The organism is Sphingomonas ginsengisoli An et al. 2013, assembly GCF_009363895.1.
GTDB classification, from domain to species: Bacteria; Pseudomonadota; Alphaproteobacteria; order Sphingomonadales; family Sphingomonadaceae; genus Sphingomicrobium; species Sphingomicrobium ginsengisoli.
The window spans coordinates 2,159,432-2,185,831 of sequence record NZ_CP045434.1 but is presented as its reverse complement, the minus strand read 5'-3'; the positions used below and the strand labels follow the sequence as shown (position 1 = coordinate 2,185,831).

Genomic DNA, 26,400 nt, shown 5'->3' with positions numbered 1-26,400 from the left:
GGGCCCTTTGCCGCTATTGTTCTCTCACGGGTAACCGCATGGCGGCGGCATTGGCAAGGCGGCGGCGCCATGCGAGAGAATCGGGCAGCGTGGAGAGGGGACGAGTGAAGTGAGCGGCCTGGGCGCCATCGTCGAGTTCGACAGCGTCGGCCTGCGCTACGGCACCGGCGCCGAAGTGCTCAAGGATCTCGATTTCCGGCTGCCCGCCGGCGGCTTCACCTACCTCACCGGCCCGTCGGGCGCGGGCAAGACCTCGCTGATGAAATTGCTCTACCTCGCCCAGGCGCCGACCCGCGGCCGTATCCGGCTGTTCGGCGAGGAATTGAGCGATGCCCCGCGCGAAGCGATGCCCGCCTTTCGCCGCCGCATCGGCGTGGTCTTCCAGGACTTCCGCCTGGTCCGCCACCTCTCCGCCTTCGACAATGTCGCGCTTCCCCTGCGCATCGCCGGCCGCGCCGAGGCCGAGATAAATACCAGCGTGCGCGAACTGCTCGACTGGGTCGGGCTCGCCGACCGCGCCGCCGCGCCCCCGCCGACGCTGTCGGGCGGCGAGCAGCAGCGCGTCGCCATCGCCCGCGCGGTGGTCGCCCACCCCGAACTGCTCGTCGCCGACGAGCCGACCGGCAATGTCGATGCCGAGATGGCGCAGCGGTTGCTCCACCTGTTCGAGAGCCTCAACCGGCTCGGCACCACCGTCCTCGTCGCCACTCACGACCTCTCGCTGATCGCCGCCACCAAGGGCGCGCAGCTGATGCGGCTCGAGGGCGGACGGCTGGTCGACCCGACCGGCGCGCTCAAGCATCCGCCGCGGCGGCCGGGGGCCGAATGACCGCGAGTTCCGCCACCTTGCCCGGCGACCAGCAGTTGCTGCCCGACCGCGGGCCGCGGCTGGCGCCGTGGCTGATCGGGGTGCTGATGTTCGTCACCGTGCTGGTCGGTGCCGCCGGGCTGGCGCTCGCCAACGCCGCGCGGCTGGTCGCGTCCGGGGCCGAGCAGCGCTGGTCGATCCAGCTCCCCGGCGGCGCGCGCACCGCCGAACCGCTCGCCGCCAAGCTGCGCACTGCGAAGGGGGTCGAGGCCGCCACTGCCCTCCCCGAAGCCGAGGTCCGCTCCCTCGTCGGCCAGTGGCTCGGTCCCGACCTCGCCGCCAGCGCCGACCTCCCGCTGCCCGGCCTGATCGACTTGACCCTCGCCCCCGGCGCCTCGCCCGCGCCGCTACGCCAGGCGCTCGCCCAAACCGCGCCCTCGGCGCGCCTCACCTCTTACCCCGAGCAGCTCGGCCCCCTGCTCTCGAGCCTGCGCTTTCTCGGCGGGATCGCGCTCGCATTGGTGCTGCTGATGGCGGCGGCCAGCGCGGCGGCGGTGATGCTCGCCACCCGCAGCGCCTATGATGCGCACCGCGGAACGATCGAGGTGCTCCACGGCATCGGCGCCACCGACCGCCAGCTCGCCGCTTTGTTCCAGCGGCGGATGACACGCGAGGCGCTGATCGGCGGCATCTCGGGGACGATCCTCGGGCTGACCCTCATCTTCCTGACGCTGGTCACAAGCGGCGCCTTCTTCACGCTCGCCGCCAACGGCCCCGCGCTGCGCCCGCTCGACATCGTTGTCCTCGGATTGCTCCCGCTCGCCGGCGCTCTCCTCGCGCGGCTGGTTGCGCGGGCGACGATCCATCGGGCATTGCGGGCGACCCTATGATCCTCCGCCTCGCCGCTTTGTTCCTGCTCCTCTACGCGCTCGGCTTCGCTCTGTTCAGCGTCACGCTCGGCCAGCCGGCGGGACCGCAGGTGACCCAGGCGGTGGTGGTGCTGACCGGCGGCCCCAACCGGATCGAGCGCGGGATCGCGGTGATGCGCGACCATCAGGCACAGCGGATGCTGATCGCCGGCGCCGACCCCAGCGTCTCGCGCGCCGACCTCGTCAAGCGCCTCGGCAAGGACAGCGGCCCCGTGCTGCGCTGCTGCGTCGACTTGGGCTCGGAGAGCGTCGACACCCGCTCCAACGCCGAAGAGGCCGGGCGCTGGCTCAAGCAGCACCATTTCACCTCGGTTCGGCTGGTCACCAGCGACTGGCACATGCGCCGCGCGGCTTACGAATTCCGCCACCACCTCGGATCGGGCTACACCCTCCTCACCGACGCCGTCCCGACCCGCCCGCGCTTCCTCACGCTGTTCGGCGAATATAACAAATATGTCCTCCGCCGCGGCGCGGTGTGGCTCGACATGTAAGGCCCGCGATGCAGCACCTCCGCTCCGTCCTCTATTTCCTGATCTTCTACCCGGCGACGGTCTTCTACTGCATCGCCAGCCTCCTCGTCGCGCCGTTCAGCCAGCGCGCGCTCCGGCGCGTGGTGCGCGGCTGGGCCGATTTCCACCACAACCTCGTCCACGACCTCCTCGGCATCCGCTGGGAGATCGAGGGCAATGTCCCGCCCGGCCCGCTCCTGATCGCGATCAAGCATCAGGCGATGGTCGAGACGATCGAGGCGCTGCGCCTCGCCGACACGCCGGTGGTGGTGATGAAGCGCCAATATGTCGACACGCCGCTGCTCGGCTGGGTGATGAAGGCATTCGGCGTCATCGGCGTCGACCGCGAGGCCGGCGCCAGCGCGCTGCGCGAGATGATGGCGCTGGGCAAACAGGCCAAGGCCGACGGCCGCCCGGTGGTGATCTTTCCCGAAGGCACGCGTGTCGCCCCCGGCACCACCCCGCCGCTCCGCTCGGGTTTCGCCGGCCTCTACCGCGTGCTCGGAATGCCGGTGGTCCCGATCGCGCTCGACAGCGGGCGTCTCTGGTCCAAGGGGCTGCTCAAGCGCCCCGGCACCATCCACCTGCGCGTCGGCGAGACGATCCCCGCCGGCCTCAAGCGCGACGAGATCGAGCAGCGCGTCCACGCTGCCCTGAACGCCTTCGAATCAGCCGCGTAACCGCGCGCCGAGCTTCTCCGCCGCCGCGACGATCCGCGCGCCCACGCCGGCGATCTCCTCTTCGGTCAGCGTCTTCTCGGTCGGCTGGAGCACCACCTCGACTGCCAGGCTCAGCTCGCCCTCGGCAGGCTGGTAGCGGTCGAACACCCGGACGCCGGTGATCAGCACCTTCTCCGCCCCGCGGATCGCCCGCACCAGCGCGTCGGCGGTGAGGTCGGCGGGAACCAGGAAGGCGAAGTCGCGGGTGACCGGCTGGAGCGCGGGCGGGGTGTAAGCGGCCCGCGCCCGGCTGCTGCTGCGCGGCGCCGGGATCGCCTGGAGGTAGAGCTCGGCCGCCTGCGTCGTCGCCGGCACGTCGAACTGCCGCGCGATCCCCGGATGCACCTCGCCGAATGCCGCCAGCACCGTCTTCGGCCCCAGCCGCAGCGTCGCCGAGCGACCCGGGTGGAAGGTCGGCCCGGCGTCGGGGAAGACCATCAGATTGGCGACCGGCGCCCCGGCGGCCTCGAGCAAGGCGACCACCTCGGCCTTGGCGTCATAGGGCCCGAACGGCACCGCCTTGCCGCGCTGCCAGTCGCGCGTGGAAGCCTCACCTGCCAGCACCAGCCCGAGCGTCGGCTGCTCGCCGTCGTCGCGATAGCGCCGGCCGAGCTCGCACAGCCGAACGCTGCTCGCGCCGCGGTCGAGGTTGCGGCGCGCGGCGGCGAGCAGCCCCGGCAGCAGCGAGGGCCGCATCACCTTCAAATCCTCGCTGATCGGATTGGCGACCACCCACGGGTCGACCCCGTCGGCGAAGGGCGCGGCTTCGGCCTCGCCGATGAAACTCCAGGTCACCGCCTCGTCGAGCCCGCGCGCGGCGGCAGCGCGGCGCACCCGCCGCTCGAGCCGCTGCGCCGGGGTCGCGGTCGGCAGCGCGACGCCCTCGCGGCGCGGCAGCGCGGTCGCGGGGATGCGGTCGAAGCCGTGGATGCGGACGACTTCTTCGACGAGGTCGGCCTCGCCGTCGATGTCGGGCCGCCAGCCGGGCGGGACGACGCCCTCGCCGGTGACCGTGAAGCCGAGCCGTTCGAGAATGTCGTGCTGCTCGGCGACGGGCACCTCGACCCCGCAAAGCTGTGCGGTCCGCTCGGGCCGGAACGGCACCGTGCGCGGGGCGATCACCTGCGGCCAGTCGGCGGCCTCAGCAAACGTCACGTCTGACGCCTCGCCGCCGCACAGCTCGACAATCAGCGCGGTCGCCGCCTCGATCATCTCGGGCAAGTTGGTCGGGTCAACTCCGCGTTCGAATCTTGCGCGGGCGTCCGAGTTGAGCTGATGCCGCCGCCCGCTCTGGGCGATCGAGACCGGATCGAACCACGCGCATTCGAGCAGCACATCGGTCGTGCCGCCCGATACGCCGGTGCTCTCGCCGCCCATGACGCCACCTAGCCCGAGCACGGCGTGGTCGTCGGCGATCACGCAATCCTTGCCGGTGACCGCATATTCCTTGTCGTTGAGCGCCACGAACCGCTCGCCGTCGCGCCCGCGGCGGGCGACGATCCCGCCCTGCAGCTTGGCCGCGTCATAGACGTGCAGTGGGCGGGCGCGGTCGATCGAGAAGAAGTTGGTGACATCGACCAGCGCCGAGATCGGGCGCAAGCCGACCGCGGTCAGCTGCCGCCGCAGCCACTCGGGGCTCTTGCCATTGCGCACCCCGCGGATGTGCCGCCCGGCAAAAGCCGAACAGCCGCTGCCGTCCTCGACCCGGATCGGCACCGGATTGGCGCCGTTTGCGGCCACGGCCGCCACCGGCTTGTCCTTGAGCATCCCCAATCCCGCCGCCGCCAGGTCGCGCGCGATCCCGCGCACGCCGAGGCAGTCGGGCCGGTTCGGGGTCAGCGCGACATCGAACAAGGGGTCGTCCAACCCGGCATAAGCCGCGAACGCCGCCCCGACCGGCGCATCGGCCGGCAGCTCGATGATCCCGTCATGCTCCTCGCCAAGCTGCAATTCGCGCACCGAGCACATCATGCCCCGGCTCTCGACCCCGCGGATCGCGGCGACCTTTAAGGTCATGTCGCTGCCCGGGACATAGGCGCCCGGCGGCCCGAACACGCCCTTCATCCCCGCCCGCGCATTGGGCGCGCCGCAGACGACCTGCATCGGTCCCTCGCCGGCATCGACGCTCAGCACCTGCAGCTTGTCCGCCTGCGGATGGCGCTCGGCGGTCAGCACTTGCGCCACGCGGAACGGCGCCAGCTTCTCGGCCGGATTGGTGACCTCTTCGACCTCGAGCCCGATGCGGGTCAGCGTCTCGGCGATCGTCTCGACCGAGGCGTCGGTGTCGAGGTGGTCCTTCAGCCACGACAGGGTGAACTTCATGCCCCCACTCCCTGAGCGAGGGTGGGCACGGCCAGCGCGCTGAACCCGTAATGCTTGAGCCAGCGGATATCGCCGTCGAAGAAGGCGCGCAGGTCGTCCATCCCATATTTGAGCATCGCCAGCCGATCGACCCCGGTCCCGAAGGCGAAGCCCTGCCACTCGTTCGGGTCGAGCCCGGCGGCCGCGATTACCCGCGGATGGACCATCCCGCTGCCGAGCACCTCCATCCAGCCCTCCGACCCGCCGACCACGCGGCGGCCCTTTTCATGGCTGTAGCCGACATCGACCTCGGCCGACGGCTCGGTGAAGGGGAAATAGCTCGGTCGCATCCTGAGGACGATGTCGTCGCGCTCGAAAAAGGCCTTGAGGAAAGTCTCGAGCGTCCACTTGAGGTGCCCCATGTGAATGTTGCGGTCGATCACCAGCCCCTCGATCTGGTGAAACATCGGGGTGTGGGTCGCGTCGCTGTCCGAGCGATAGACTCGCCCCGGCGCGATCACCCGCAGCGGCGCACCTTGCGCCTCCATCGCGCGGATCTGCACCGGCGAGGTGTGGGTCCGCAGCACCCGCGCCGGCTCGTCCCCGCGCGGCTCGCAATAGAAAGTGTCGTGCATCGCCCGCGCCGGGTGGTGCTCGGGCATGTTGAGCGCGGTGAAATTATACCAGTCGCTCTCAATTTCGGGCCCCTCGGCGACCGCGAAGCCGAGGTCGGCGAAGATCTCGGCCAGTTCCTCCATCACCTGACTGACCGGGTGGACGCTGCCGACCGGCCGCTCGGGCGCGGGCAGCGACAGGTCGACCCGCTCGGTCGCCAGCTTGCGGCTCAGCTCGGCCGCCTCAAGGGCGTCCTTGCGCGCCGCGATGGCGTCGGCGACGCTCGCCCGCACGCCCTGGATTTCAGGCCCGCGGGTCTGGCGCTCCTCGGGGCTCAGCCCACCCAGCGTCTTCAACAGCGCGGTCACCCAGCCGCTCTTGCCGAGCGCGCTCACCCGCTCGGCATCGAGCGCCTGGAGGTCGGCGGCGACGGCAATCCGCGCCAGCGTGTCGTTCAGTTCGGTCATCGTGCGGGGGCCTTAGCGTCGCCGCCGCTTCCCGTCACGGCCCGACGAAGGGGAAGGGCGACACGGTCTTCCGATACTCGTGCACCGCGAGCGGCCGCCCGGCGGGCGGCATCGCGCGATAGGCGCAGTCCATCCGCGGGCAGATGCCGCACGACGGCCCGACCGGAGTCACCGGCGCGCGCTCGAGGTCGATCCCCTCGGCGCAATGCAGCCGGTGCGCATGTTCGATGTCGCAGCCCAGCCCGATCGCCAGCAGCCCGCCACGAAGCTCGGTCTTGATCGGCCGCTCAATCGTCCGCGCGACCGTGAAATAGCGATGGCCGTCGGGAGTCTCGATGAGCTGGGTCACCACCTGCCCCGCCTGCTGGAAAGCGGTGTGCAAATTCCAGCGCGGGCAGGTGCCGCCGAATCGCGAGAATGGAAATCGCTCGCCGGCATAGCGCTTGGAGATGTTCCCCGCCGGATCGATCCGCAGCATGAAGAAGGGCACTCCGCGCGCGCCCTGCCGGTTCATCGTCGTCAGCCGGTGCGCGACCTGCTCGACGTTGGCGCCGAACTCGGCGCACAGCCGGTCGATCGAATAGCGATAGCGCTCGGCCGCGGCGAGGAACTTGCCATAGGGCATCAGGATCGCCCCCGCCGCATAATTGGCGAGGCTGACGTGGAGCAGGTGGCGCGTCCCCGCGTCGGGCGGCCGCGCCGCCTCGAGCAGCCGGCCGATGATCGGGTGCAGCTCGAGCAGGCTCAGCTGATAGGCGATCCCAAAGGTCTTGTTCTCGGGCCGGAGCATCGACGACAGCGACAGCAGGCGCCGCTGCGGGTCATAGACCTGGCTGGCGCCCTGCATCTCCTCGGGGCTGACCACCCGCACCTCGACCCCATAGGCTTCCTTCAGCCGCCGCCGCAGCGGCTCGGCCACCGACAAGGGATCGCCGAGCGCGCCGCCCAGCGTCTCGGCACCCTCCTCGAGCTCGGGAAAATGGTTGCGGCTCGCCTGGATGAAATCGCGCACCCACGTCTCGGGGGTGATCACGCTGCGCTCGTCGCCCTCGGTGTCGCCGCCCTGGGGATGACGCTGAAGTTCGCGAAAGGCGGTGTAGAGCCGGGTCACCGCCTCCGACAAAGCGGGCGCATTGTCGGCGGTCTCGAGGATTTCCTGCCGGCTGATCCCTAAGTCCTGGAACATCGCGTCGGTGAATACTTCGGCGAGCTGGTCCGCGCCGCCGCTCTCGCCGCCCTCGCTGGCGAAGGCGCGGATGTCGATGTCGAACGCTTCGGCAAGCCGCAGCAGGATGCCCGCGGTCACCGGCCGCTGGTTGCGCTCGAGGTGATTGAGATAGCTCGGGCTGATCCCGAGCTCGGTGGCCATCGCGCTCTGCTGCAGCCCGCGCTCGCGCCGCAGCCGCTTCAGTCGCGCGCCGAGGAAGAGCTTATGCTGAGCCACGCTGAGAAGCTGTCAACTTTTGACAAGCTGCACAAGTCTAAACTTGGCATCTTCGCACTTCTCACCAGTAACTTGTCCGCGAAATCGCGTTTCACTGCCCACCTATTCGCAGCTTTCCAGGGGTGATTCGCACATGGCTACCGACTTTTCCGACGTGGTTTCCGCGCCGCCCGGCCGCTTCGCCGGGATCGAACGCCCCTACACCGCCGCCGACGTCGAGCGGCTGCGCGGCTCGGTGCCGATCGATCACACGCTCGCCCGCCGCGGCGCGCTCAAGCTGTGGGAATTGCTCCACCAGGACGAGCCGGTCTGCGCGCTCGGCGCGGTCACCGGCAACCAGGCGATGCAGATGGTCCGCGCGGGCCTCCAGGCGATCTATCTATCGGGCTGGCAGGTCGCCGCCGATGCCAACACCGCCGGCGCCATGTATCCCGACCAGTCGCTCTATCCCGCCAACGCCGGGCCCGAGCTCGCCAAGCGGATCAATAAGACCCTCCAGCGCGCCGACCAGATCGAGCATCTGGAAGGCGGCGCCAAGCGCGACTGGTTCGTGCCGATCGTCGCCGACGCCGAAGCCGGCTTCGGCGGCCCCTTGAACTGCTTCGAGATCATGAAGGCTTATATCGAGGCGGGCGCCGCGGGGGTCCATTTCGAGGACCAGCTCGCCTCTGAAAAGAAGTGCGGTCACCTCGGCGGTAAGGTGCTGATCCCGACCCAGGCCGCGATCCGCAACCTCGACGCCGCGCGCCTCGCGGCCGACGTCTGCGGCGTCCCGACTGTCCTCGTCGCCCGCACCGACGCCGAGAGTGCCAAGCTCATCACCAGCGATGTCGACGAGCGCGACCGCCAGTTCATCACCGGCGAGCGCACCCCCGAGGGCTTCTTCCGGCTACGCGACGGCAGCGGCCTCGACCATTGCATCGCCCGCGGCCTCGCCTTCGCCGAGCACGCCGACCTCCTCTGGTGGGAGACCTCGCACCCCGACCTCGCCGACGCGCGCAAGTTCGCCGAAGCGGTCCACAATGAGCATCCGGGCAAATTGCTCGCCTACAACTGCAGCCCGTCGTTCAACTGGGCGGCCAAGCTCGACGCCGACACCATCGCCAAGTTCCAGCGCGAGCTGGGCGCGATGGGGTACAAGTATCAGTTCGTCACGCTGGCGGGCTTCCACGCCTTGAACCACGGCATGTTCGAGCTGGCGTCCAACTACCGCGACCGCGGCATGGCGGCCTATTCCGAATTGCAGCAGGCCGAGTTCGCCTCCGAGGCGCAGGGCTACACCGCCACCCGCCACCAGCGCGAAGTCGGCACCGGTTACTTCGACGCGATCGCCACCGCGGTCAGCGCTGGCCAGGCCTCGACCACCGCTTTGTCCGAATCGACCGAAGCGGCGCAGTTCGTCGCCGCCGAATAACCCCTTTCGCAGGAGAATGATCATGGCACAGCGTTTTTGGGTGATCGGGGGCGAGTATCGGGATTGCGACTTCCAGGCGCTCGAGCCGGGCACCGAGCGGGTCAGCGGCCCCTTCGCCAATGAGTTGAAGGCGCGGATGGAATGGCAGCGGCTGACCTTCAAGGACCGCCATGCCGCGACCGAGCGTTACGCCATCTGCGCCGAACCGGAGCTGAAGTGCAAGTGAGCGATGTCCTCGAGCGGCCGCGGGTCGCGGTTGAACCCTCCACCGTCCCGGGTGCGGAAGAAATCCTCACCCCCGCGGCGCTCGATTTCCTCGCCGGGCTGCACCTCGCCTTCGACGTGCGGCGGCGGGCGCTGCTCGCCGCGCGCGGCGACCGGCAGGAATGTTTCAAGGCCGGCCAGCTCCCCGATTTCCCAACGGCGACCGCCGACACCCGCCGCGCCGAGTGGCGGGTGGGGGACATCCCCGCCGACCTCCAAGACCGCCGAGTCGAGATCACCGGCCCAACCAACGCCAAGATGGTGATCAACGCGCTCAACTCGGGCGCCAAGGTCTTCATGGCCGATTTCGAGGACGCCACCGCGCCGACCTGGGACGAATTGCTCCAGGGCCAGCTCAATCTGCGCGCCCGCTGGCAGGGCAACCTCGCCTTCACCGACGCGGGCACCGGCAAGCAGTATAAACTCAACGACCAGATCGCCGTGCTCAAGGTCCGCCCGCGCGGCTGGCACCTCGACGAGCGCCACCTGACCGTCGACGGCGTGCCCATCAGCGGCGGGCTGTTCGATTTCGGCCTCTATTTCTTCCACAACGCCCGCGCCGCGCTCGCCGCTGGCTCGGGCCCCTACTTCTACCTCCCCAAGCTCGAAAGCCGCTTCGAGGCCGAATTGTGGAGCGAGGTCTTCGCTCATGCCGAAGCCCACCTCGGCCTGTCCCGCGGCACCATCAAGGCGACCGTGCTCATCGAGACGATCACCGCCGCCTTCGAGATGGACGAGATCCTCTACGCGCTCCGCGAGAACATCGTCGGGCTCAACTGCGGCCGCTGGGACTATATCTTCTCGACCATCAAGCGCCTCGGCGATCGCCCCGACCGGCTGACCCCCGACCGCTCGGCGATGACCATGGATAAGGCCTTCCTCGCCGCTTACTCGCTGCGCCTCATTGAGACCTGCCACCGCCGCGGCGCCTTTGCCATGGGGGGAATGGCCGCCTTCATCCCGGTCAAGGGCGACGAGGCCGCCAACCAGACGGCCATGGACAAGGTCCGCGCCGACAAGGAGCGCGAGGTTCGCAACGGCCACGACGGCACCTGGGTCGCGCACCCGGCGCTGGTCCCGGTCGCGCTCGAGGCCTTCGCCGCGATGCACGGCCCCAACCAGCTCGCGAAACGCCCGCCCCACGTCCCCGGCCGCGACGAGATGCTCGAGCTCCACACCGGCCCCCGCACCGAGGCCGGCGCGCGCGAGAATATCCGCGTCGGCGTCCAGTATCTCGCGGCCTGGCTGTCGGGCCGCGGCGCGGTGCCGCTCTACAATCTGATGGAGGACGCGGCGACCGCCGAGATCTGCCGCACCCAGCTATGGCAGTGGCTCAAATATGCCGCCCCACTCGACGACGGCCGCACATTCGATCGCGCCCTGTTCGAAACGCTGTTCGAGGCCGAGCTCGCCGCCATCCCCGACCAGCCGCACCTCACCGAAGCCGCCGGCCTGTTCCGCGCGATGGTCCTCGATCCCGACTGCGAGGAATTCCTGACCCTCCCCGCTTACCCCCTGCTCAATTGAGCTGGAAGGCGGTCGCCTCGTGCGCGGCGATGATTGCGCGCACGACCTCGTTCATCAGCGTCATCCGTACCGCCAGCGGCACCGCGGTGCGCTTCATCATCACCGCCACCGCATAGCTGCGGCCGTCGGGCGCGGTCAGGACGCCGATGTCGTTATAGCCCGCCTGCACCCCGCCCAATTCCTGCCCCGTCCCGGTCTTGTGGGCGAGCGTCCACCCCGCCTTCAGCCCGCCGCGCAGCCGGTTCTTGCCGGTCACCGTGTCGCTCATGATCGTCAGCAGCCGCGCGGTCGACGCCGGCTGGAGCAGCTCGCCGCGCTTGAGCCGCGCCAGCGTGTCCACCAGCGCGAACGGCGCCGCGCCGTCATAAGGATCGTCGATATAGCGCTCGAACAGTCGACTGCGCTGACTCAGCGGCAGCTTGTCGCGCGCCGTGAAGAAGGCATCGCCGATTGAATAATCGTCGCGCCACCGCAGCCCCGCGATCCGCGACTGCAGCGCGCGCTCGCCATCGGCGAAACGGATCTCGCCCAGCCGCCGCTCGGCGATGAACCCGCGCACCGCCTCGGGCCCGCCCGCCAGCCGCATCAACTTGTCGTTGGCGGTATTGTCGCTCTGCGTCAGCGCTCGGTTGAGCAAATCCTGCAGCGTCGTCGTATAGCTCCCGCCATTTGCGAGGATGACGTCTCGGATCGGCTGGTGGAAGACGGTGAGGTCGCTCCGGGTCAGCGTCACCGGCTGGTCGAGGCGGAGCGCGCCGTGGTCGATCCGGTCCATCACCGTCAGCGCGACCATGAACTTACTGACGCTCTGCTGGGGATAGAGCTCGTCGGTCTTCCACCCGGTGCGCCAGCCGCGCTCGACCGACTCGACCGCGATCCCGACCCGCCCGTCGAACCCGCGCCCGAGCTCGGCGATCCGCGCGGCCAGCGGAGCCGGGGCCGCCACCGCCGTCGCTACCCCTGGTTGGACCGGAGGCACGACCGGGCCGCAACTCGCCACCGCCAGCGTGAGCACGGCCGCCAGTACTCGGATCAACGACGCCATGACGCCCGCACCCCGCTAGCGGCTGAGCAACGCCGCGCTTTCGATCTCGTCCAAGGCGCGATGCGCTGCGATATAGCGCCGCGCCTCGTTGACCCAGCCGCCCGCCACCCCGATCGCCGGCAGCCGCATCGCCTCGGCCAGCGCCTGGTCGACCTGGCCCCCCTGCAGCCGCGCCGCGGCGCGGGCATAGGTCGCCGACGGGCGCGCGCTCGGCCGGTCGGCGCGGTGGATCGAGATCAGCGACCCCAGTTGCGCGCGGGTCGCCTGCCAGAAGCCGACGTCGCCGCCACCCTGCAGTTGCGGCCCCAGCGCCTCGAACTGCGCCTGGAGCTGGTCGAGCCGGATTGGCGTCCGTCCGGCGGTAATCACCGTCGCTACCGCCTGCCGGTTGGTGAGGCCGAACCGCTCGTTCAGCAGCGCCTCGAGGTAGCCGAGCGGCACCCCGCGATCGATCGCCCGCCGCGCGGCGAAGCTGACCAGCAGCCCGTCGGCACGCCCCGCCGAGCCCGCCACCTGCTGCGTCGTGCTCTCCAGCCGCGCGATCCTTTGCTCGAGCACCGCGACATCGGCCGGTGCGGCGGTCGCGGGCGGCGCGGGGACGACCGCGGTCACCTGAACCGGTCGCGCCAGCGCGGCCTGCGGCGCCGTCTGCGTGGTCTGCACTGGCGTCACGCCGAAGAATTGCGCCGCCGCCTGCCAGCGCGCCAGCGTCCACACCGCCACCGCCGCTCCGATGAGCAGCAGGACGAGGATCAGCAGCAGCCAGGTGGCGACGCCGGGGCCGCGGCGGGGGTAAGGGCCGGTCATGTCGGCGGCGATTGTTGGCACAGCCGCGCGGCGAGGGAAAGCAGCGTGCCGTCGTCGGGCGTGTCGGCCGCGGCCAGCGTGTGCCAGCCGTCCCCGCACGCCGCCGCGGCCGCCGGGCTGATCGCGGCGATGGCGAAGCGCTCGCGGTCGGCGACCAGCTCGGCCACCCGCCGCCCCGCGCGGGGCGAATGGACCAGCAGCACCGCGGGCGCTTCGGCGGCCAACGCAGGCGCCGGCTCGATCGCCACCGAGCGATAGACGGGCACAGCGAGAATCCCCGCACGTTCCACCCCGATCCGATCCTCCCCCGCCAAATGGAGCAGCCGCCGCTCGGCCGGCACCTCGGCCAGCAACGCGGCCACGCCGCCCGTCCCGACCGTCTCGACCCGCAGCCCCGCCGCCCGCGCCGCTGCGGCGGTCGCCTCGCCCACCGCCAGCACCGGCAGGCGCTTAAGCCTCGCCAGTCCATCGCCTGCCTGGCGGACCGTATTGGCGCTGGTCAGCAGCAGTGCATCAAAGTCGGTCGTATTCGGCACCGCCCACGCCAGCGACTCGATCCGGAACAGCGGCCGCGCCACCGCCGTCAGCCCCAGCGCCGCCGCCCGTGCCATTGTTACCCAGGCACCCGGCTCGGGCCGCAGCACGACCAGCTTCATGCGCTGAACAGGCTCCGCACCGCCGCCGGCGCTTGGCTGAGCAACTCCCGCGCCAGCCCCGCCGGCGCGGCGTCATCGCCCGCTGCGAACCGCACCTCGCCTGCGACCCGCTCGGCCCCGTCGCTGCTCAGCAATTCCGCCCGCAGCCACAGCGAACCGTCGCCGCCAACCAATGCCAGCGCCGCCACCGGCGAATGACACGAGCCGCCGACGCTGCGCGCAAACGCCCGCTCGGCGTGGACCGCGGCGCAGGTCGGCCCGTCATTGATCGCCGCCAGCAGGTCGCGCACCCGCTCGTCCCCGCTGCGGCACTCGATCCCGATCGCCGCTTGCGCCGGAGCGGGCAGCATCTCGGTCGGCTCGATCGCCACGCCTTCGGCCATCCCCAGCCGGTCGAGCCCCGCCGCCGCCAGCAGCGTCGCGTCGCATTCGGCGCCGACCTTGCCCAGCCGCGTCGCGACATTGCCGCGCAGGGGCACGATCTGGAGGTCGGGCCGCAGCCGCAGCAATTGCGCCGCCCGCCGCGGCGACGAGGTCCCCACCCGCGCACCCTGGCTCAAGGCTTCGATCGACTCCGCCCCGATCAGCCGGTCGCGCACGTCGGCGCGCGGCAGCATCGCGGCGATGTGCAGCGATTGCGGCCGCTCGCTCTCGACATCCTTCATCGAGTGGACCGACAGGTCGGTCTCCCCCGCCAGCAAAAACTGGTCCAATTCCTTGGTCCAAAGATATTTGCCGCCGACCTCGGCCAGCGGGCGGTCCTGGATGCGGTCACCGCTGGTCTTCACCGCCTTGAGTTCGACGCTGCCCGCCGCCCAGCCGTGCGCTGCTTCGAGCGCGCTCGCCACCATCCGCGCCTGCGCCAGCGCGAGCGGGGAACCACGGGTGCCAAGGATGAGCGGAGCCTTCATCCCCGCCCCCTAGTGCAAGCCGGCCGCTTGGGGCAAAGGGCTTCGCGCAGCATGACCCTCATCCTCGGCCTCGAATCCTCCTGCGACGACAGTGCGGCGGCGCTGGTCACCGGCGATCGGCGCATCCTCGCCCAGGTCGTGGTCGGCCAGAACAGTGCCCACGCCCCGTTCGGCGGCGTCGTTCCCGAGATCGCCGCCCGCGCCCATGTCGAGGTGCTCCCCGGCCTCATTGCGCAGGTCCTCGCCGAGGCCGGGGTCGCCCCGCACCAGTTGGACGCGGTCGCCGCCACCGCCGGCCCCGGGCTGATCGGCGGGGTGATGGTCGGTCTGCTCGCCGGCAAGGGGCTCGCGCTTGCGGCGGGCAAGCCGCTGATCGCGGTCAACCATCTCGAAGGCCATGCACTGTCGCCGCGGCTGACCGATCCCGACCTCGAATTTCCCTATCTGCTCCTGCTCGCCAGCGGCGGCCATTGCCAGCTGCTCGAAGTGCGCGGCGTCGGCGACTATCGCCGCCTCGCCACCACCATCGACGATGCCGCGGGCGAGGCGTTCGACAAGGCCGCCAAGCTGCTCGGCCTGCCTTATCCCGGCGGCCCGGCGATCGAGGTGCTGGCGCAAGACGGCGACGCCGCCGCGGTCCCGCTGCCGCGTCCTTTGCTCGGCTCGCCCGAACCCCATTTCTCTTTCGCCGGGCTGAAGAGCGCGGTGCAGCGCGCGGTCGCCGCGGGCACCCACCGCCCCGCCGACGTCGCCGCCAGCTTCCAGCAGGCGGTGGTCGACTGCCTGATCGATCGCACCCGCCGCGCGCTGGCCGTCAGCGACGCGCCGACCCTCGTGGTGGCGGGCGGAGTCGCCGCCAACGGCGCCATCCGCGCCGCGCTCCAGCAACTCGCCGCCAGCGAGGGCCGCGCCTTCGCCAGCCCGCCCGGCTGGCTGTGCACCGACAATGCCGCGATGATCGCCTGGGCCGGCGCCGAGCGCTTCGCCGCCGGCCGCTGCGACCCGCTCGACGCCCCCGCCCGCGCGCGCTGGCCGCTCGACCCCGCTGCCGAGACGGTCCGCGGCGCAGGAGTGAAGGCATGAAGGTCGGCGTCATCGGCGGCGGCGCGTGGGGCACCGCGCTGGCGCAGGTCGCCGCGGCGAAGGGCGAGCCGGTGCTGCTGTGGGCACGCGAGCCCGAAGTGGTGGAGTCGGTCAACGCCCGCCACGAAAACAGCCTGTTCCTTCCCGGCCGCGCACTTAGCCCCGCGATCCGCGCCACCGCCGACCTCGCCGACCTCGCCGACTGCGCCGCCTGGCTGGTGGTCACCCCCGCCCAGCACATGCGGTCGGTCCTCGCCCACGCTCCCGCTGGCTGCCGCGCGCTTATCCTCTGTTCGAAGGGCATCGAGGAAGGCAGCGGCGCGTTGCTCCATTCGGTCGCGCGCGAGGTCTGTCCTGAGGCCGAGGTGATGGTCCTCTCCGGCCCGACCTTCGCGCACGAGGTCGCCGCCGGCCTCCCCACCGCGCTGACCCTCGCCGCCGCCGATCAGGCCCAGGCCGAGCAGGTCCGCGACCGCCTCGCGCTCCCCGCCTTCCGCCTCTACCTGACCGACGACGTTGCCGGGGCCGAGGTCGGCGGGGCGATCAAGAACGTCCTCGCCATCGCCTGCGGCGTGGTCGAGGGCCGCGGGCTCGGCCAGAACGCCCGCGCCGCGCTGATCGCGCGCGGCTTCGCCGAAATGACCCGTTTCGGCCTCGCTGCTGGCGCGCGGCGCGAGACGCTCGCCGGGCTGTGCGGGCTCGGCGACCTCGTTCTGACCTGCTCGAGCACCAGCAGCCGCAATTATTCGCTGGGGGTCGGGCTGGGGCAGGGCCGCGCCGCCGCCGAATTACTCGCCGACCGCCGCACCGTCGCCGAAGGGGCCTTCACCGCACCCGTGCTCGACCGGTTGGCGCGCGACCGTGGAATCGACATGCCGATCGTCGCTGCAGTCGCCGCCTTGTTGAGCGGCACCGCGACCGTCGACGCCGTGCTCGAAAGCCTGCTCAGCCGCCCGCCGCGTGCCGAGGCGCACTGAGTGCGGCCTCTAGAAATCCCAGGCGATGCCGTTCTTTTCCCAGTCGCCGTAGCGGGTCGGCTCGGGCCGCGGCTTGTCGCCCGCGGGCGGCGCGGCGGGCTCGGCCGCCTCGGGCGCCGGCACCGGCGGCGACTTGCTGAGGTAAGCGGGCGGGTCGAGGTGCTTGGGGCGCTTCATAACAAGGGACATGGGCAGTGAACGGCGCCGAGCCAAGAGGGACCGAAGGCTTTGCCGAGCGCCGCGCCGCGCTGCAATTGCTCGACGCCGTCCTCCGCCGGGGGATTACCCTGGACAGCGCCGCCCAGCGCACCCCGCTCGCCGACCGCCCGCTCGCGCTCGCCATCGCCGGCGAGACGCTCCGTCGCCTGCCCGAGCTCGACGCGCTGATCGACGGCGCGACCCGCCTCCGCCTCGCCGACGACGCCAAGGCGCGGATGGTGCTCCGCCTCGCGCTCGCGCAGAAACTGGCGATGAACGTACCCGACCATGCGCTGGTCGCGACCGCGCTGCCGCTGGTCGACGGCGGCCCGCGGCGGCTGGTCCACGGCGTCCTCGGCACCCTGCTGCGCAGCAATCCGCAAGCCAGCGACGCCCCCGCGCTCCCCGCTCCGGTCGAAGCGCGCTGGACCGTGGCTTGGGGCGAAGAAGCCGTCGCCGCCGCCCGCCGCGCGATCGTCCGGCGCCCGCCGCTCGACTTGAGCTTCGCCGACGATGCCGTCGCGCAGGCCTTCGCGGTCGAGACCGGCGGCGTCAGCCTTGCCCCGAACCACGTCCGACTGACCGGCGGCGCGGCGGTGCAGGATTTGCCCGGCTATGGCGCCGGCGGCTGGTGGGTGCAGGACCTCGCCGCCTCCATCCCCGCCCGGCTGATCCCGCGCGAGGCCGCCAACGTCCTCGACCTCTGCGCCGCACCCGGCGGCAAGACGATGCAACTGGCGTCACGCGGTCACCGCGTCACTGCCGTCGATCGGTCGGAAAGTCGTCTGGCACGACTTTCTGAAAATCTGAGCCGAACCGGACTCGACGCCACGACGGCGGCCTCCGAAGCGCTCGCGTGGAGCGAAGGCGACTATGACGCCATCCTGCTCGACGCGCCCTGCTCGGCGACCGGCACCTTCCGCCGCCATCCCGAGGTTCTCTACCGCGCCTCACCCCGCATCGTCGCTGAGAGTGCCGAGCGTCAGGCCGCGCTGCTCGCCCACGCCGCCACGTTGCTCCGCCCCGGCGGCACGTTGGTCTACGCCGTCTGCTCGCTCGAGCCCGAGGAAGGCGAGGCCATCGTCGCCAATGCCCCCGCCGGCCTCACGCTCGACCCGATCTCCGCGCAAGAATTGCCGCCGGGCATCGCCCCGCACGACCGCGGCTGGCTGCGACTCCTCCCCGGCGCCCTCGAAAAAGACGGCGGCCTCGACGGCTTCTTCATCGCCCGGCTTGTCCGCCGCTAGGCTCCCCGGCTAATCGGTCCCATGGTCCGCATCGCCCCCTCGATCCTCTCCGCCGATTTCGCCCGTTTAGGCGAGGAAGTCCGCGCGATCGACGCGGCGGGGGCCGATTGGATCCACCTCGACGTGATGGACGGCCACTTCGTCCCCAACCTCACCTTCGGCCCCGGGGTGGTGAAGGCGCTCCGCCCGCACAGCGCCAAGCCGTTCGACGTCCACCTGATGATCTCGCCGGTCGATAACTTCCTCGACGCTTTCGCCGAGGCGGGCGCCGACATCATCACCGTCCACCCCGAGGCCGGGCCCCACCTCCACCGCACCATCCAGCGCATCAAGGGTCTCGGCAAGCAGGCCGGCGTCTCCCTCAACCCCGCCACCCCCGCCAAGATGCTCGACTATGTCCTCGAGGACCTCGACCTCGTGCTGGTGATGAGCGTCAATCCGGGGTTTGGCGGGCAGAAGTTCATTTCGAGCCAGCTCCGCAAGATCGAGGCGATCGCCAAGCGCATCGCCAAGGAGGGCCTGACCTGCGAACTCGAGGTCGACGGCGGGGTCGACCCCGTCACCGCGCGCCAGTGCATCGACGCCGGCGCCACCGCGCTGGTCGCGGGCACCGCCGCCTTCACCGGCGGCCCCGACCGCTACGCCGCCAACATCGCCGCGCTGCGAGGCGCGGCGTGAGCGAAGCAGGCGGCGCCCGTCCGCCCCTGCTGCGCCGGCTGTTCGGCCGCTCGCGCCAGCCGCTGCGGCTCGCCGCCGTCCCCCGCGACCACGTCCAGGGCGACCGCGCGCGCGGCGACCAGCTGCTCGCCGGCCGGCTCGTCCGCGGCACCGACGCGCTCCCCCTCGCCGACCTCGACTTCGCCGACGTCGGCACGACGTCCCCGCTTGCCCGCGACCTCCAGGGCTTCTCCTGGCTGCGCGACCTCTCCGCTGCCGCCTCGCGCGACAAGGGCGCTCGCCTAGCCGAAGCGGTCGCCGCGCGCTGGCTGGTCGCGCATGGCGGCAAGGTCGACGCCGCCTGGGCGCCGCCCTTGTGGGGCGAGCGGCTCTTGTTCTGGACGGCCTACGCGCCCTTTCTCCTGTCGAGCCGCGACACCGCCTATCGCGCGGCGCTGCTCAACACGATGGCGCGCGGCGCCCGCCACCTCGTCGCCACCGCCGACCAGGCCCCGCCGGGCCTGCCGCGGATCACCGCCTGGGCCGGCCTCACCAGCGCTGCCTTGCTCCTCCAGGGCCAGTCGAGCCGCGTCGCCCGCGCCGAGGCGGGCCTTACCCGCGCGCTTGCCACCGGCCAGTTCGACGACGGCGGCCTCATCTCGCGCTCGCCGGCCGAGCAGGCGCTGCTGGTCGACCGCTTGGGCCTGCTCCACGCCGCTTACCATGCCGCCAAGCAGGCGATGCCCGAAGCGCTCGACAATGCCGCCACCGCCGCGCTCGCCGCGCTTCATGGGGTGACCATGGGCGACGGCGCGCTGGGGTCCTGGCAGGGCGGCAACCCGGGCGAAACCGCGCGCATCGCCGCGCTGATCGAGGGGTGCGGGCTGCGCGCCCGCCCGCTCCGCCAAGCGCGCGGCTGGGGCTATCACCGGCTGACCGCGCTCGGCACCATCGTCGTCGTCGACGCCGCGCCGCCCCCGCCGACGCGGATGGCGCGGACCGGTTCGGCCTCGACCCTCGCGCTCGAAATGAGCGACGGGCCGCAGCGGCTGGTGGTCAATTGCGGTGGCCCCGGCCTCCTGCCGACCAGCCTCCCGTCCGACCTCGCGCAGGCGCTGCGCACTACCGCCGCCCACTCGACGCTGATCCTCGCCGACACCAATTCCACCGCCATCCTCCCCGACGGCAGCCTCGGCGCCGGGGTCAAGGACGTCACCCTCGACCGCCGCGACGACGATGAGTTCACCCGCCTCGAAGCCAGCCACGACGGCTATCTCAAGGGCTTCGGGCTGATCCACAGCCGCGGCGTCATGCTCGCCAACGATGGCAAGGAAGTGCGCGGGCTCGACCGCCTCCTACCCCGGGGCCGCAAGAAGCTCCGCGACGCCGCCGCCTTCACCCTGCGTTTCCACCTCGCCCCCGGGGTCGAGGCGGTCGCCACCGCCGACCAGATGGGGGCGATTCTCCGCTCGCCCGGCGCGCCGCCGTGGAACTTCCGCTGCAAGGGCGCCCGGCTCGAGGTCGAGGACAGCGTCTGGGTCGATGGCGCCGGGCGTCTCGCCGGCTGCCTCCAGCTCGCCATCACCGGGGAGGTCTCCCACCTCGGGATCGACCTCGGCTGGCAATTCCGCCGCTCCTCCTGACCTCTCGCTCACCCAAGGGAACCACCATGACCGACCTCGTGCCCGTCCGCCGGGCGCTGCTTTCGCTTTCCGACAAGTCCGGCCTCGACGCGCTGGCGGCGGCGCTGGTCCGCTACGGGGTCGAGCTGGTCTCGACCGGCGGCACCGCGACGAAACTGCGTGAGCTCGGCCATCCGGTCCGCGACGTCGCCGAGCTCACCGGCTTTCCCGAGATGATGGACGGGCGCGTGAAGACGCTCCACCCCAAGGTCCACGGCGGCCTTCTCGCCGTCCGCGACAACCCCGCCCACCAGGCCGCTGCCGCCGAGCACGACATCGCCCCGATCGACCTCGTCGTGGTCAATCTCTACCCCTTCGAGCAGACCGTCGCCCGCGGCGCGGCGCGTGACGAGGTGATCGAGAATATCGACATCGGCGGCCCCTCGATGGTCCGCTCGGCCGCCAAGAACCACGCCCATGTCGCGATCCTCACCGACCCCGCCGACTATGAAGCGCTGACCGCCGAGCTCGACGCCAACCACGGCCAGACCTCGCTCGCGCTGCGCCGCCGCCTCGCCGGCAAGGCCTATGCGCTGACCGCTTCCTACGACAGCGCGATCGCCAGCTGGTTCGCCTTCGCCGACCAGGGCGAGCGCTTCCCCGCCACCCTGCCGCTCGCGCTCACCAAGGCGAGCGAGCTGCGCTACGGCGAAAACCCGCACCAGTCGGCCGCGCTCTATCTGCCGCAGAGCCGCGGCGTCCTGGGCGTCGCCGGCGCCCGCCAGGTGCAAGGCAAGGAACTCAGCTACAACAACTTGAACGACGCCGACGCCGCGCTCGAGCTGGTCGCCGAGTTCCGCGACGGCGCGCCCGCCTGCGTCATCGTCAAGCACGCCAATCCGTGCGGAGTCGCCCAAGGCGACTCGCTGCTCGCCGCCTACACCGCCGCGCTGCAGTGCGATGACGTCTCGGCGTTCGGCGGCATCGTCGCCGTCAACCGCTCGCTCGACGCCGCGACGGCGCGCGCCATCACCGCCATCTTCACCGAGGTGGTCATCGCCCCCGACGCCGACGAGGAAGCGATCGCGTTGTTCGCCGCCAAGAAGAACCTCCGCCTGCTGCTGACCGGCGCGCTGCCCGACCCGGCGCGCCCCGGCCTCCAGCTCAGGAGCATCGCCGGCGGGATGCTGGTGCAGGCGCGCGACAATGGCGTCATCTTGCCTCACGACCTCAAGGTGGTGACCAAGCGCGAACCGACCGAGCGGGAAATCGCCGACTGCCGCTTCGCCTGGACCGTCGCCAAGCACGTCAAGTCGAACGCCATCGTCTACGCCAAGGATGGCGCCACCGCGGGCATCGGCGCTGGCCAGATGAACCGCCGCGACTCCGCGCGTATCGCCGCGGTCAAGGCGCGCGAAGCCGCCGAAACCCACGGCTGGGCCGAGCCCCGCACCGTCGGCTCGGCGGTCGCCAGCGACGCCTTCTTTCCCTTCGCCGACGGCCTGCTCGCCGCCGCCGAAGCCGGCGCCACCGCGGTGATCCAGCCCGGCGGCTCGATGCGCGACGACGAAGTCATCCACGCCGCCGACGAGGCCGGGCTGGCGATGATCTTCACGGGCATGAGGCACTTTCGCCACTAAGCCGCCGAGCGCAGCGACGCCGGCACGATAGTGCCGCCGGAGCAGCGCGAAGAGCCGGCGAAGTGCGGCCGGCCTGCGCGCGAATGCGCGACAGGACCGACGGCGCGAATTCACTTCGCGCCCCTCCCTTCGTCCTACCGAACCGGGTTCGCCGTCGTCCCCGCCGCCGGCACCTCTGCCTCGCGCAATTCCTCGATGTCGGCCTTGCGCATCCGGAACAGCTCGCGGTCTTCGGGGCCGAAGCCGCGCAGCCAGATGATCGCGCCGAAGGTCGCCAGGATCGCCGGAATGCCGAACGCCAGCTCGGCCCATTCGGGCAGCCGGATCGCGACTTCGCCGACCAACGTCGCCGCCGCCGCCGCCCACACCAGCGGCCAGCGCCAGCCGCTGACCGGGGCGCCGAGCAGTCGGCCGGCGAGCCACGCCTTGCTCACCGCCGCGAACACCAGCGCCAGCGCCAGCGCGATCGCGGGTGAGGTCGCCTGCCACTGCGGCGGCCAGCCGAGCCGCCGCATGGCGACGATCAGCACCACCGTCAGCACCGCCTGCAAGCCGAGCATGATCAAGGACAGCAGCATGTTGCGCTTGCGGGCGATGTAGATCAGCGCCGCCTCGCTGGTGGTGGCGGTCGCCGCGACCACTTCGGCGGCGAGCAGGAAGGCGAGCGCCGCGGTGCCGGCGACGAAGTTGGGCCCGACCAGCCCCATCACCGCCTTGCCGGGGATGCACAGCGCCAGCCCCACCGCGGCCTGCGCGGCGATCACCCAGAAGCCGACCTGCCGCACCTGCTTGGCGACCGCCAGAAAATCGCCCTTGGCGACGTTGGTGGCAATGACCGGGCTGAGGATCGGGTCGAAGCTCGTCTTCAATTTGCTCGGCAGCGAGGCGACGTTCTGCGCGACATAATAGATACCGACTAGGTACGGCGTCGCGAACAGGCCGAGGATGGCGAGGTCGATCCGCCGGCTCGCCCATTCGACCGTGTCGGCCGCCGCCACCGGCAGATAGCGCCGCGCCATCCGCCAGCCGGTCGCCGGGTCGGGTCGCCAGCCGTGGGGAATGCCGTAGCTGCGGACGAACGGAATCACCGACGCGGTGACCGCGCCTAGCATCGACAGCGCATAAGCGATGATCAGCCCGTCGCGCTTGTCGATAAAGGCGAAGGCCAGCGCCGCCCCGCTGATGATCCACGGCTCGACCACCGCCCGCGCGCGCACCGTCGCGCCGACATCCTCGCGATAGGCGAGGGCGGCGAGCATGATGTCCGACCAGGCCATCGCCAGCACCGCTAGCGGCAACAGCCATTCGAGCCCGTGGATCTCGCTGTTGGGATACATCGCCCGCGGAAAGGCGAACAGCACGCCCATGCAGATCGCCGAGCCGACCGCCGCCACCAGCAGCGCGTCCCACGCGACGCAGCCATGGTCGCGGTCGGTTTCGCTCAACTGCTGGGCGAGCCCGCGCTTCAGCCCCAGCGTCGCGAGCTGCGCGGCGAATTCGACCACCAGCACCGCATAAGCGAAGCGGCCGAGCGCCTCGGCGCCGTACATCCGCCCGGCGATGAACAGGAAAGGCAGCCGCGCCGCCAGCCGCAGCACGAAGCCGAAGAAGTTGATCCGCCCGCCCCGCGCCAGTGCCGCGAGATCGGCGCTCGGTGCCTCGCTATCGGGGGTGGCCTCGCCCGGTCCCGCCTGCGTCGCGCTCAATGCGCCGCGCCCCAGTGCGCGCCCCAGCCCACCTCGACGTCGAGCGGGACGGTCAGCGCCACCATCGGCTCGGCCGCCTCGGCCATCACCCGCCGGACCACCGCCGCAGCGGCTTCTTCCTCGCCCTCGGGCACCTCGAACACCAGTTCGTCGTGCACCTGCAGCAGCATCCGCACGCGTGGCAGCCCGGCGTCGCGCAGCGCCGGCGTCATCCGCGCCATCGCCCGCTTAATGATATCGGCGCTGGTCCCCTGGATCGGTGCGTTGATCGCCGCCCGCTCGGCCCCCTGGCGGTGGTTCATCTGGCTCGAGCGGATGTTGGGGAAGTGCGTCTTGCGCCCGAACAGGGTGCGGGTGAAGCCATGCTCGCGCACGAAGCTCAGCGTGTCGCCGATATAATTCTGGATGCCCGGGAAGCGCTCGAAATAGCGGTCGATGATGACCTTGCCCTCGTCGCGCGAAATGCCGAGCCGTCCCGCCAACCCCCATGACGAAATGCCGTAGAGGATCGCAAAGTTGATCGTCTTGGCCTTGTTGCGCGCGTCGCGGTCGCTCGCCCCGAACAATTCCTCGGCGGTCATCGAGTGGATGTCCGCCTTGTCGAGGAAGGCTTCCTTCAATTGCGGCACGTCGGCGATGTGCGCCGCCAGCCGCAGCTCGATCTGGCTGTAGTCGGCGCTCATCAGCACATGGCCGGGCTCGGCGACGAAGGCGTCGCGGATCTTGCGCCCGATCTCGGTGCGGATCGGGATGTTCTGGAGGTTCGGATCGGTCGACGACAGTCGCCCGGTCTGCGCCGCCGCCAGGCTGAAACTGGTGTGCACCCGCCCCGTCTCGGGATTGATCTGCGCCTGCAGCGCGTCGGTGTAGGTGGTCTTGAGCTTGGTCAGCTGCCGCCACTCGAGCACCAGGCTCGCGCACGCCACCCCTTCGCCCGCCAGCCGCTCGAGCTCGTTGACGTCGGTCGAATAGGCTCCGCTCTTGCCCTTGCGTCCGCCTTTCAGCCCCAGCCGCTCGTAGAGCACCTGCCCCAATTGCTGGGTCGAGCCGATCTGGAACGGCCCGCACGCCGCCTCATAGACCCGCTCTTCCAGGCTCGCGATCTCGGTCGCGAAGGTCTTGCTCAGCTCGGCCAGATAGTCGCGGTCGACCTTGACCCCTTCGCGCTCCATGCAGCCGACCACCCGCACCAGCGGCTTGTCGACGCTCTCATAGACCCGCGCGACATTCTCGGCGGCGATCCGCGGCTTCAACCGCTGCCACAGCCTGAGCGTGATGTCGGCGTCCTCGGCGGCATATTCGGTCGCGCGGTCGAGCGGCACCTTGTCGAAGGTGATCTGGTTCTTGCCCGTCCCGCACACCGCCTTGAAGCTCAGGCATTCATGCTCGAAGTGCAGCTTGGCGAGCTCGTCCATGCCGTGGCCCTGCCGCCCGGCGTCGAGGTCGAAGCTCATCAGCATCGTATCGTCGACCGGTCCGGCCTCGATCCCGTGCTTGGCGAACATCACCCAGTCATATTTGAAATTATGCCCGATCTTGAGCACCGCTGGGTCTTCGAGCAGCGGCTTCAAGCGGTCGAGCACCTGGTTCAGCGGCAGCTGCTGCGGCGCCTCGGCGAACATGTCGAGCCCGCTGTGCCCGACCGGGATATAACAGGCCTTGTTGGGCGCGGTCGCCAGGCTCACCCCCGCCAGCCGCGCGACGATGCAGTCGATGCAATCGGTCTCGGTATCGACCGCGACAAAGCCCTGCCGCGTCGCCTCGGCGATCCAGCGATCGAGCGCGTCGAGCGTCGTCACCGTCTCATACTTCGAGCGGTCGATGGTGATCGCCTCGGCCGGCGCCGGCCCGCTCGCGCGGTCGGGCGTCGAGCCCAGCGTCGGCCGCGCCGCTCCGCTGCTTCCCGTCGCCACCGGCGCACCCGCCCCGCCGACCATCCGGTTCAGCAGCGTCTTGAACCCCTGGTCCTCGAGGAATTCGCGCAGCGGCTCCTTGGGGATGCCGGTCAGCGCCAGCGCCTCGAGCGGCTCGGGCAGATTGGCGTCGCACTTCAGCCGCACCAGCTCGCGGCTCAAGCGCGCCATGTCGGCGTGGGCGAGCAGATTCTCGCGCAGCTTGGGCTTCTTGATCCCGTCGGCGGCGGCCAGCACCGCCTCGAGGTTGCCATGCTCCTGGATCAGCTGGGTCGCGGTCTTCGGACCCACCCCCGGCACGCCCGGCACATTGTCGACGCTGTCGCCCATCAGCGCCAGCACGTCGCCGACCAGCTCGGGCCCGACCCCGAACTTCTCGACCACGTAAGCGGTGTCGATCCTCCGGTCGTTCATCGTGTCGAGCATGTCGACCGAGCCGTCCTCGATCAGCTGCATCAAATCCTTGTCGGAGCTGACGATGGTCACCTTCCACCCCGCCTCGCGCGCGGCGGTGACGTAGCAGGCGATGATGTCGTCGGCCTCCAGCCCCGCTTCCTCGATGCACGGAATCGAAAAGGCGCGCGTCGCGGTGCGGATCAGCGGGAATTGCGGGACCAGGTCCTCGGGCGGTGGCGGCCGGTGCGCCTTATACTGGTCGTACATCTCGTTGCGGAACGAGGACGAGCCCTTGTCGAGGATCACCGCCATGTGGGTCGGCCCGTCGGCCTTGTTCAGCCCGTCGGCGAGCTTCCACAGCATCGCCGTATAGCCATAGACCGCGCCCGCCGGCTGGCCATGCTTGTTGGTCAGCGGGGGGAGCCGGTGATAGGCGCGGAAGATGTAGCTCGACCCGTCGACGAGGTAGAGGTGGGGCTGCGTGTCGGACATGAAGCGCCCGATGTAGCCATCTCCCCCGTCCGATGCCAGCCAAGCGGCAGCAT

General features: G+C 70.8%; 23 protein-coding genes. 13 read left to right on the top strand and 10 right to left on the bottom strand.

Annotation, left to right across the window (positions count from 1 at the left end; translation table 11 throughout):
- Nucleotides 1-118 precede the first annotated feature (118 nt).
- The 4 genes from ftsE to GCU42_RS10590 are packed head-to-tail and all read left to right on the top strand — an operon-like array spanning nt 119 to nt 2,926.
- Nucleotides 119-829, top strand: a complete 711-nt coding sequence (ftsE, locus tag GCU42_RS10605) for a cell division ATP-binding protein FtsE (RefSeq protein ID WP_114227828.1) — start codon at nt 119-121, stop codon at nt 827-829.
- Complete coding sequence (locus GCU42_RS10600; RefSeq protein WP_114227481.1) at nt 826-1,698, top strand: FtsX-like permease family protein; 873 nt, start codon at nt 826-828, stop codon at nt 1,696-1,698. The genes ftsE and GCU42_RS10600 overlap by 4 nt, the downstream gene beginning before the upstream one ends.
- A complete protein-coding gene (locus GCU42_RS10595; RefSeq protein WP_114227480.1) occupies nt 1,695-2,228 on the top strand; it encodes a YdcF family protein in 534 nt (177 codons plus the stop codon). The genes GCU42_RS10600 and GCU42_RS10595 overlap by 4 nt, the downstream gene beginning before the upstream one ends.
- 8 nt (nt 2,229-2,236) lie before the next feature.
- Nucleotides 2,237-2,926, top strand: coding sequence for a lysophospholipid acyltransferase family protein (locus GCU42_RS10590; protein WP_114227479.1), 690 nt, complete (start codon nt 2,237-2,239; stop codon nt 2,924-2,926).
- Here GCU42_RS10590 and pheT read toward each other — a convergent pair.
- The 3 genes from pheT to GCU42_RS10575 are packed head-to-tail and all read right to left on the bottom strand — an operon-like array spanning nt 2,915 to nt 7,792.
- On the bottom strand, nt 2,915-5,287 hold the full coding sequence (gene pheT, locus GCU42_RS10585; protein WP_114227478.1) for a phenylalanine--tRNA ligase subunit beta: 2,373 nt from the start codon (nt 5,285-5,287) through the stop codon (nt 2,915-2,917). The genes GCU42_RS10590 and pheT overlap by 12 nt on opposite strands.
- Entirely contained in the window at nt 5,284-6,348 is a 1,065-nt protein-coding gene (gene pheS / locus GCU42_RS10580) for a phenylalanine--tRNA ligase subunit alpha (protein WP_114227477.1), read from the bottom strand. The genes pheT and pheS overlap by 4 nt, the downstream gene beginning before the upstream one ends.
- Before the next feature lie 34 nt (nt 6,349-6,382).
- Nucleotides 6,383-7,792, bottom strand: coding sequence for a helix-turn-helix domain-containing protein (locus GCU42_RS10575; protein WP_205214965.1), 1,410 nt, complete (start codon nt 7,790-7,792; stop codon nt 6,383-6,385).
- Between the two features lie 133 nt (nt 7,793-7,925).
- Here GCU42_RS10575 and aceA point away from each other — a divergent pair, with 133 nt between their 5' ends.
- From aceA to aceB, 3 genes are read left to right on the top strand one after another with little or no spacing between them, the layout of a single operon-like run.
- The gene (aceA, locus tag GCU42_RS10570; RefSeq protein ID WP_114227476.1) at nt 7,926-9,206 is read left to right on the top strand and encodes an isocitrate lyase; all 1,281 of its coding nucleotides are present in this window, start codon (nt 7,926-7,928) and stop codon (nt 9,204-9,206) included.
- A 22-nt stretch (nt 9,207-9,228) separates the two neighbouring features.
- Nucleotides 9,229-9,432: a DUF4170 domain-containing protein gene (locus GCU42_RS10565; protein WP_152569556.1), complete on the top strand. Its 204-nt coding sequence runs from the start codon at nt 9,229-9,231 to the stop codon at nt 9,430-9,432.
- Complete coding sequence (gene aceB, locus GCU42_RS10560) at nt 9,429-10,997, top strand: malate synthase A (RefSeq protein ID WP_240309426.1); 1,569 nt, start codon at nt 9,429-9,431, stop codon at nt 10,995-10,997. Before GCU42_RS10565 ends, aceB begins: the two co-directional genes overlap by 4 nt.
- Here aceB and bla read toward each other — a convergent pair.
- The 4 genes from bla to hemC are packed head-to-tail and all read right to left on the bottom strand — an operon-like array spanning nt 10,990 to nt 14,416.
- Nucleotides 10,990-12,042 (bottom strand): class A beta-lactamase, encoded by a 1,053-nt coding sequence (gene bla, locus GCU42_RS10555; protein ID WP_114227473.1) that lies wholly within the window; start codon nt 12,040-12,042, stop codon nt 10,990-10,992. The two genes, aceB and bla, sit on opposite strands and share 8 nt — an antisense overlap.
- 15 nt (nt 12,043-12,057) lie before the next feature.
- A complete protein-coding gene (locus GCU42_RS10550) occupies nt 12,058-12,849 on the bottom strand; it encodes a hypothetical protein (RefSeq protein WP_114227472.1) in 792 nt (263 codons plus the stop codon).
- Nucleotides 12,846-13,505 carry a uroporphyrinogen-III synthase gene (locus GCU42_RS10545; RefSeq protein WP_114227471.1) on the bottom strand — a complete coding sequence of 220 codons (660 nt, stop codon included), beginning with the start codon at nt 13,503-13,505 and terminating at the stop codon, nt 12,846-12,848. The genes GCU42_RS10550 and GCU42_RS10545 overlap by 4 nt, the downstream gene beginning before the upstream one ends.
- Nucleotides 13,502-14,416 carry a hydroxymethylbilane synthase gene (gene hemC / locus GCU42_RS10540; protein ID WP_114227470.1) on the bottom strand — a complete coding sequence of 305 codons (915 nt, stop codon included), beginning with the start codon at nt 14,414-14,416 and terminating at the stop codon, nt 13,502-13,504. The genes GCU42_RS10545 and hemC overlap by 4 nt, the downstream gene beginning before the upstream one ends.
- Nucleotides 14,417-14,467: 51 nt before the next feature.
- On the opposite strand from hemC, the gene tsaD reads away from it, so the two are divergent.
- Nucleotides 14,468-15,499 (top strand): tRNA (adenosine(37)-N6)-threonylcarbamoyltransferase complex transferase subunit TsaD, encoded by a 1,032-nt coding sequence (gene tsaD / locus GCU42_RS10535; protein ID WP_114227469.1) that lies wholly within the window; start codon nt 14,468-14,470, stop codon nt 15,497-15,499.
- The gene (locus GCU42_RS10530) at nt 15,496-16,476 is read left to right on the top strand and encodes an NAD(P)H-dependent glycerol-3-phosphate dehydrogenase (protein WP_114227468.1); all 981 of its coding nucleotides are present in this window, start codon (nt 15,496-15,498) and stop codon (nt 16,474-16,476) included. Before tsaD ends, GCU42_RS10530 begins: the two co-directional genes overlap by 4 nt.
- 9 nt (nt 16,477-16,485) lie before the next feature.
- On the opposite strand, the gene GCU42_RS10525 is transcribed toward GCU42_RS10530, so the two are convergent.
- A complete protein-coding gene (locus tag GCU42_RS10525; protein WP_240309425.1) occupies nt 16,486-16,653 on the bottom strand; it encodes a DUF1674 domain-containing protein in 168 nt (55 codons plus the stop codon).
- 17 nt (nt 16,654-16,670) lie between these two features.
- Between GCU42_RS10525 and GCU42_RS10520 the strand changes: the two genes are divergently transcribed.
- From GCU42_RS10520 to purH, 4 genes are read left to right on the top strand one after another with little or no spacing between them, the layout of a single operon-like run.
- Nucleotides 16,671-17,921, top strand: a complete 1,251-nt coding sequence (locus GCU42_RS10520; RefSeq protein ID WP_114227466.1) for an RsmB/NOP family class I SAM-dependent RNA methyltransferase — start codon at nt 16,671-16,673, stop codon at nt 17,919-17,921.
- Between the two features lie 21 nt (nt 17,922-17,942).
- Nucleotides 17,943-18,599, top strand: a complete 657-nt coding sequence (gene rpe, locus GCU42_RS10515; RefSeq protein ID WP_114227465.1) for a ribulose-phosphate 3-epimerase — start codon at nt 17,943-17,945, stop codon at nt 18,597-18,599.
- Nucleotides 18,596-20,221: a heparinase II/III family protein gene (locus GCU42_RS10510; protein ID WP_114227464.1), complete on the top strand. Its 1,626-nt coding sequence runs from the start codon at nt 18,596-18,598 to the stop codon at nt 20,219-20,221. The genes rpe and GCU42_RS10510 overlap by 4 nt, the downstream gene beginning before the upstream one ends.
- A gap of 26 nt (nt 20,222-20,247) precedes the next feature.
- Nucleotides 20,248-21,840 carry a bifunctional phosphoribosylaminoimidazolecarboxamide formyltransferase/IMP cyclohydrolase gene (gene purH, locus GCU42_RS10505; RefSeq protein WP_114227463.1) on the top strand — a complete coding sequence of 531 codons (1,593 nt, stop codon included), beginning with the start codon at nt 20,248-20,250 and terminating at the stop codon, nt 21,838-21,840.
- A 134-nt stretch (nt 21,841-21,974) separates the two neighbouring features.
- On the opposite strand, the gene GCU42_RS10500 is transcribed toward purH, so the two are convergent.
- A complete protein-coding gene (locus tag GCU42_RS10500; RefSeq protein ID WP_114227462.1) occupies nt 21,975-23,546 on the bottom strand; it encodes a lipopolysaccharide biosynthesis protein in 1,572 nt (523 codons plus the stop codon).
- Nucleotides 23,543-26,347 (bottom strand): DNA polymerase I, encoded by a 2,805-nt coding sequence (polA, locus tag GCU42_RS10495; protein ID WP_114227461.1) that lies wholly within the window; start codon nt 26,345-26,347, stop codon nt 23,543-23,545. The genes GCU42_RS10500 and polA overlap by 4 nt, the downstream gene beginning before the upstream one ends.
- Nucleotides 26,348-26,400: the final 53 nt, after the last annotated feature.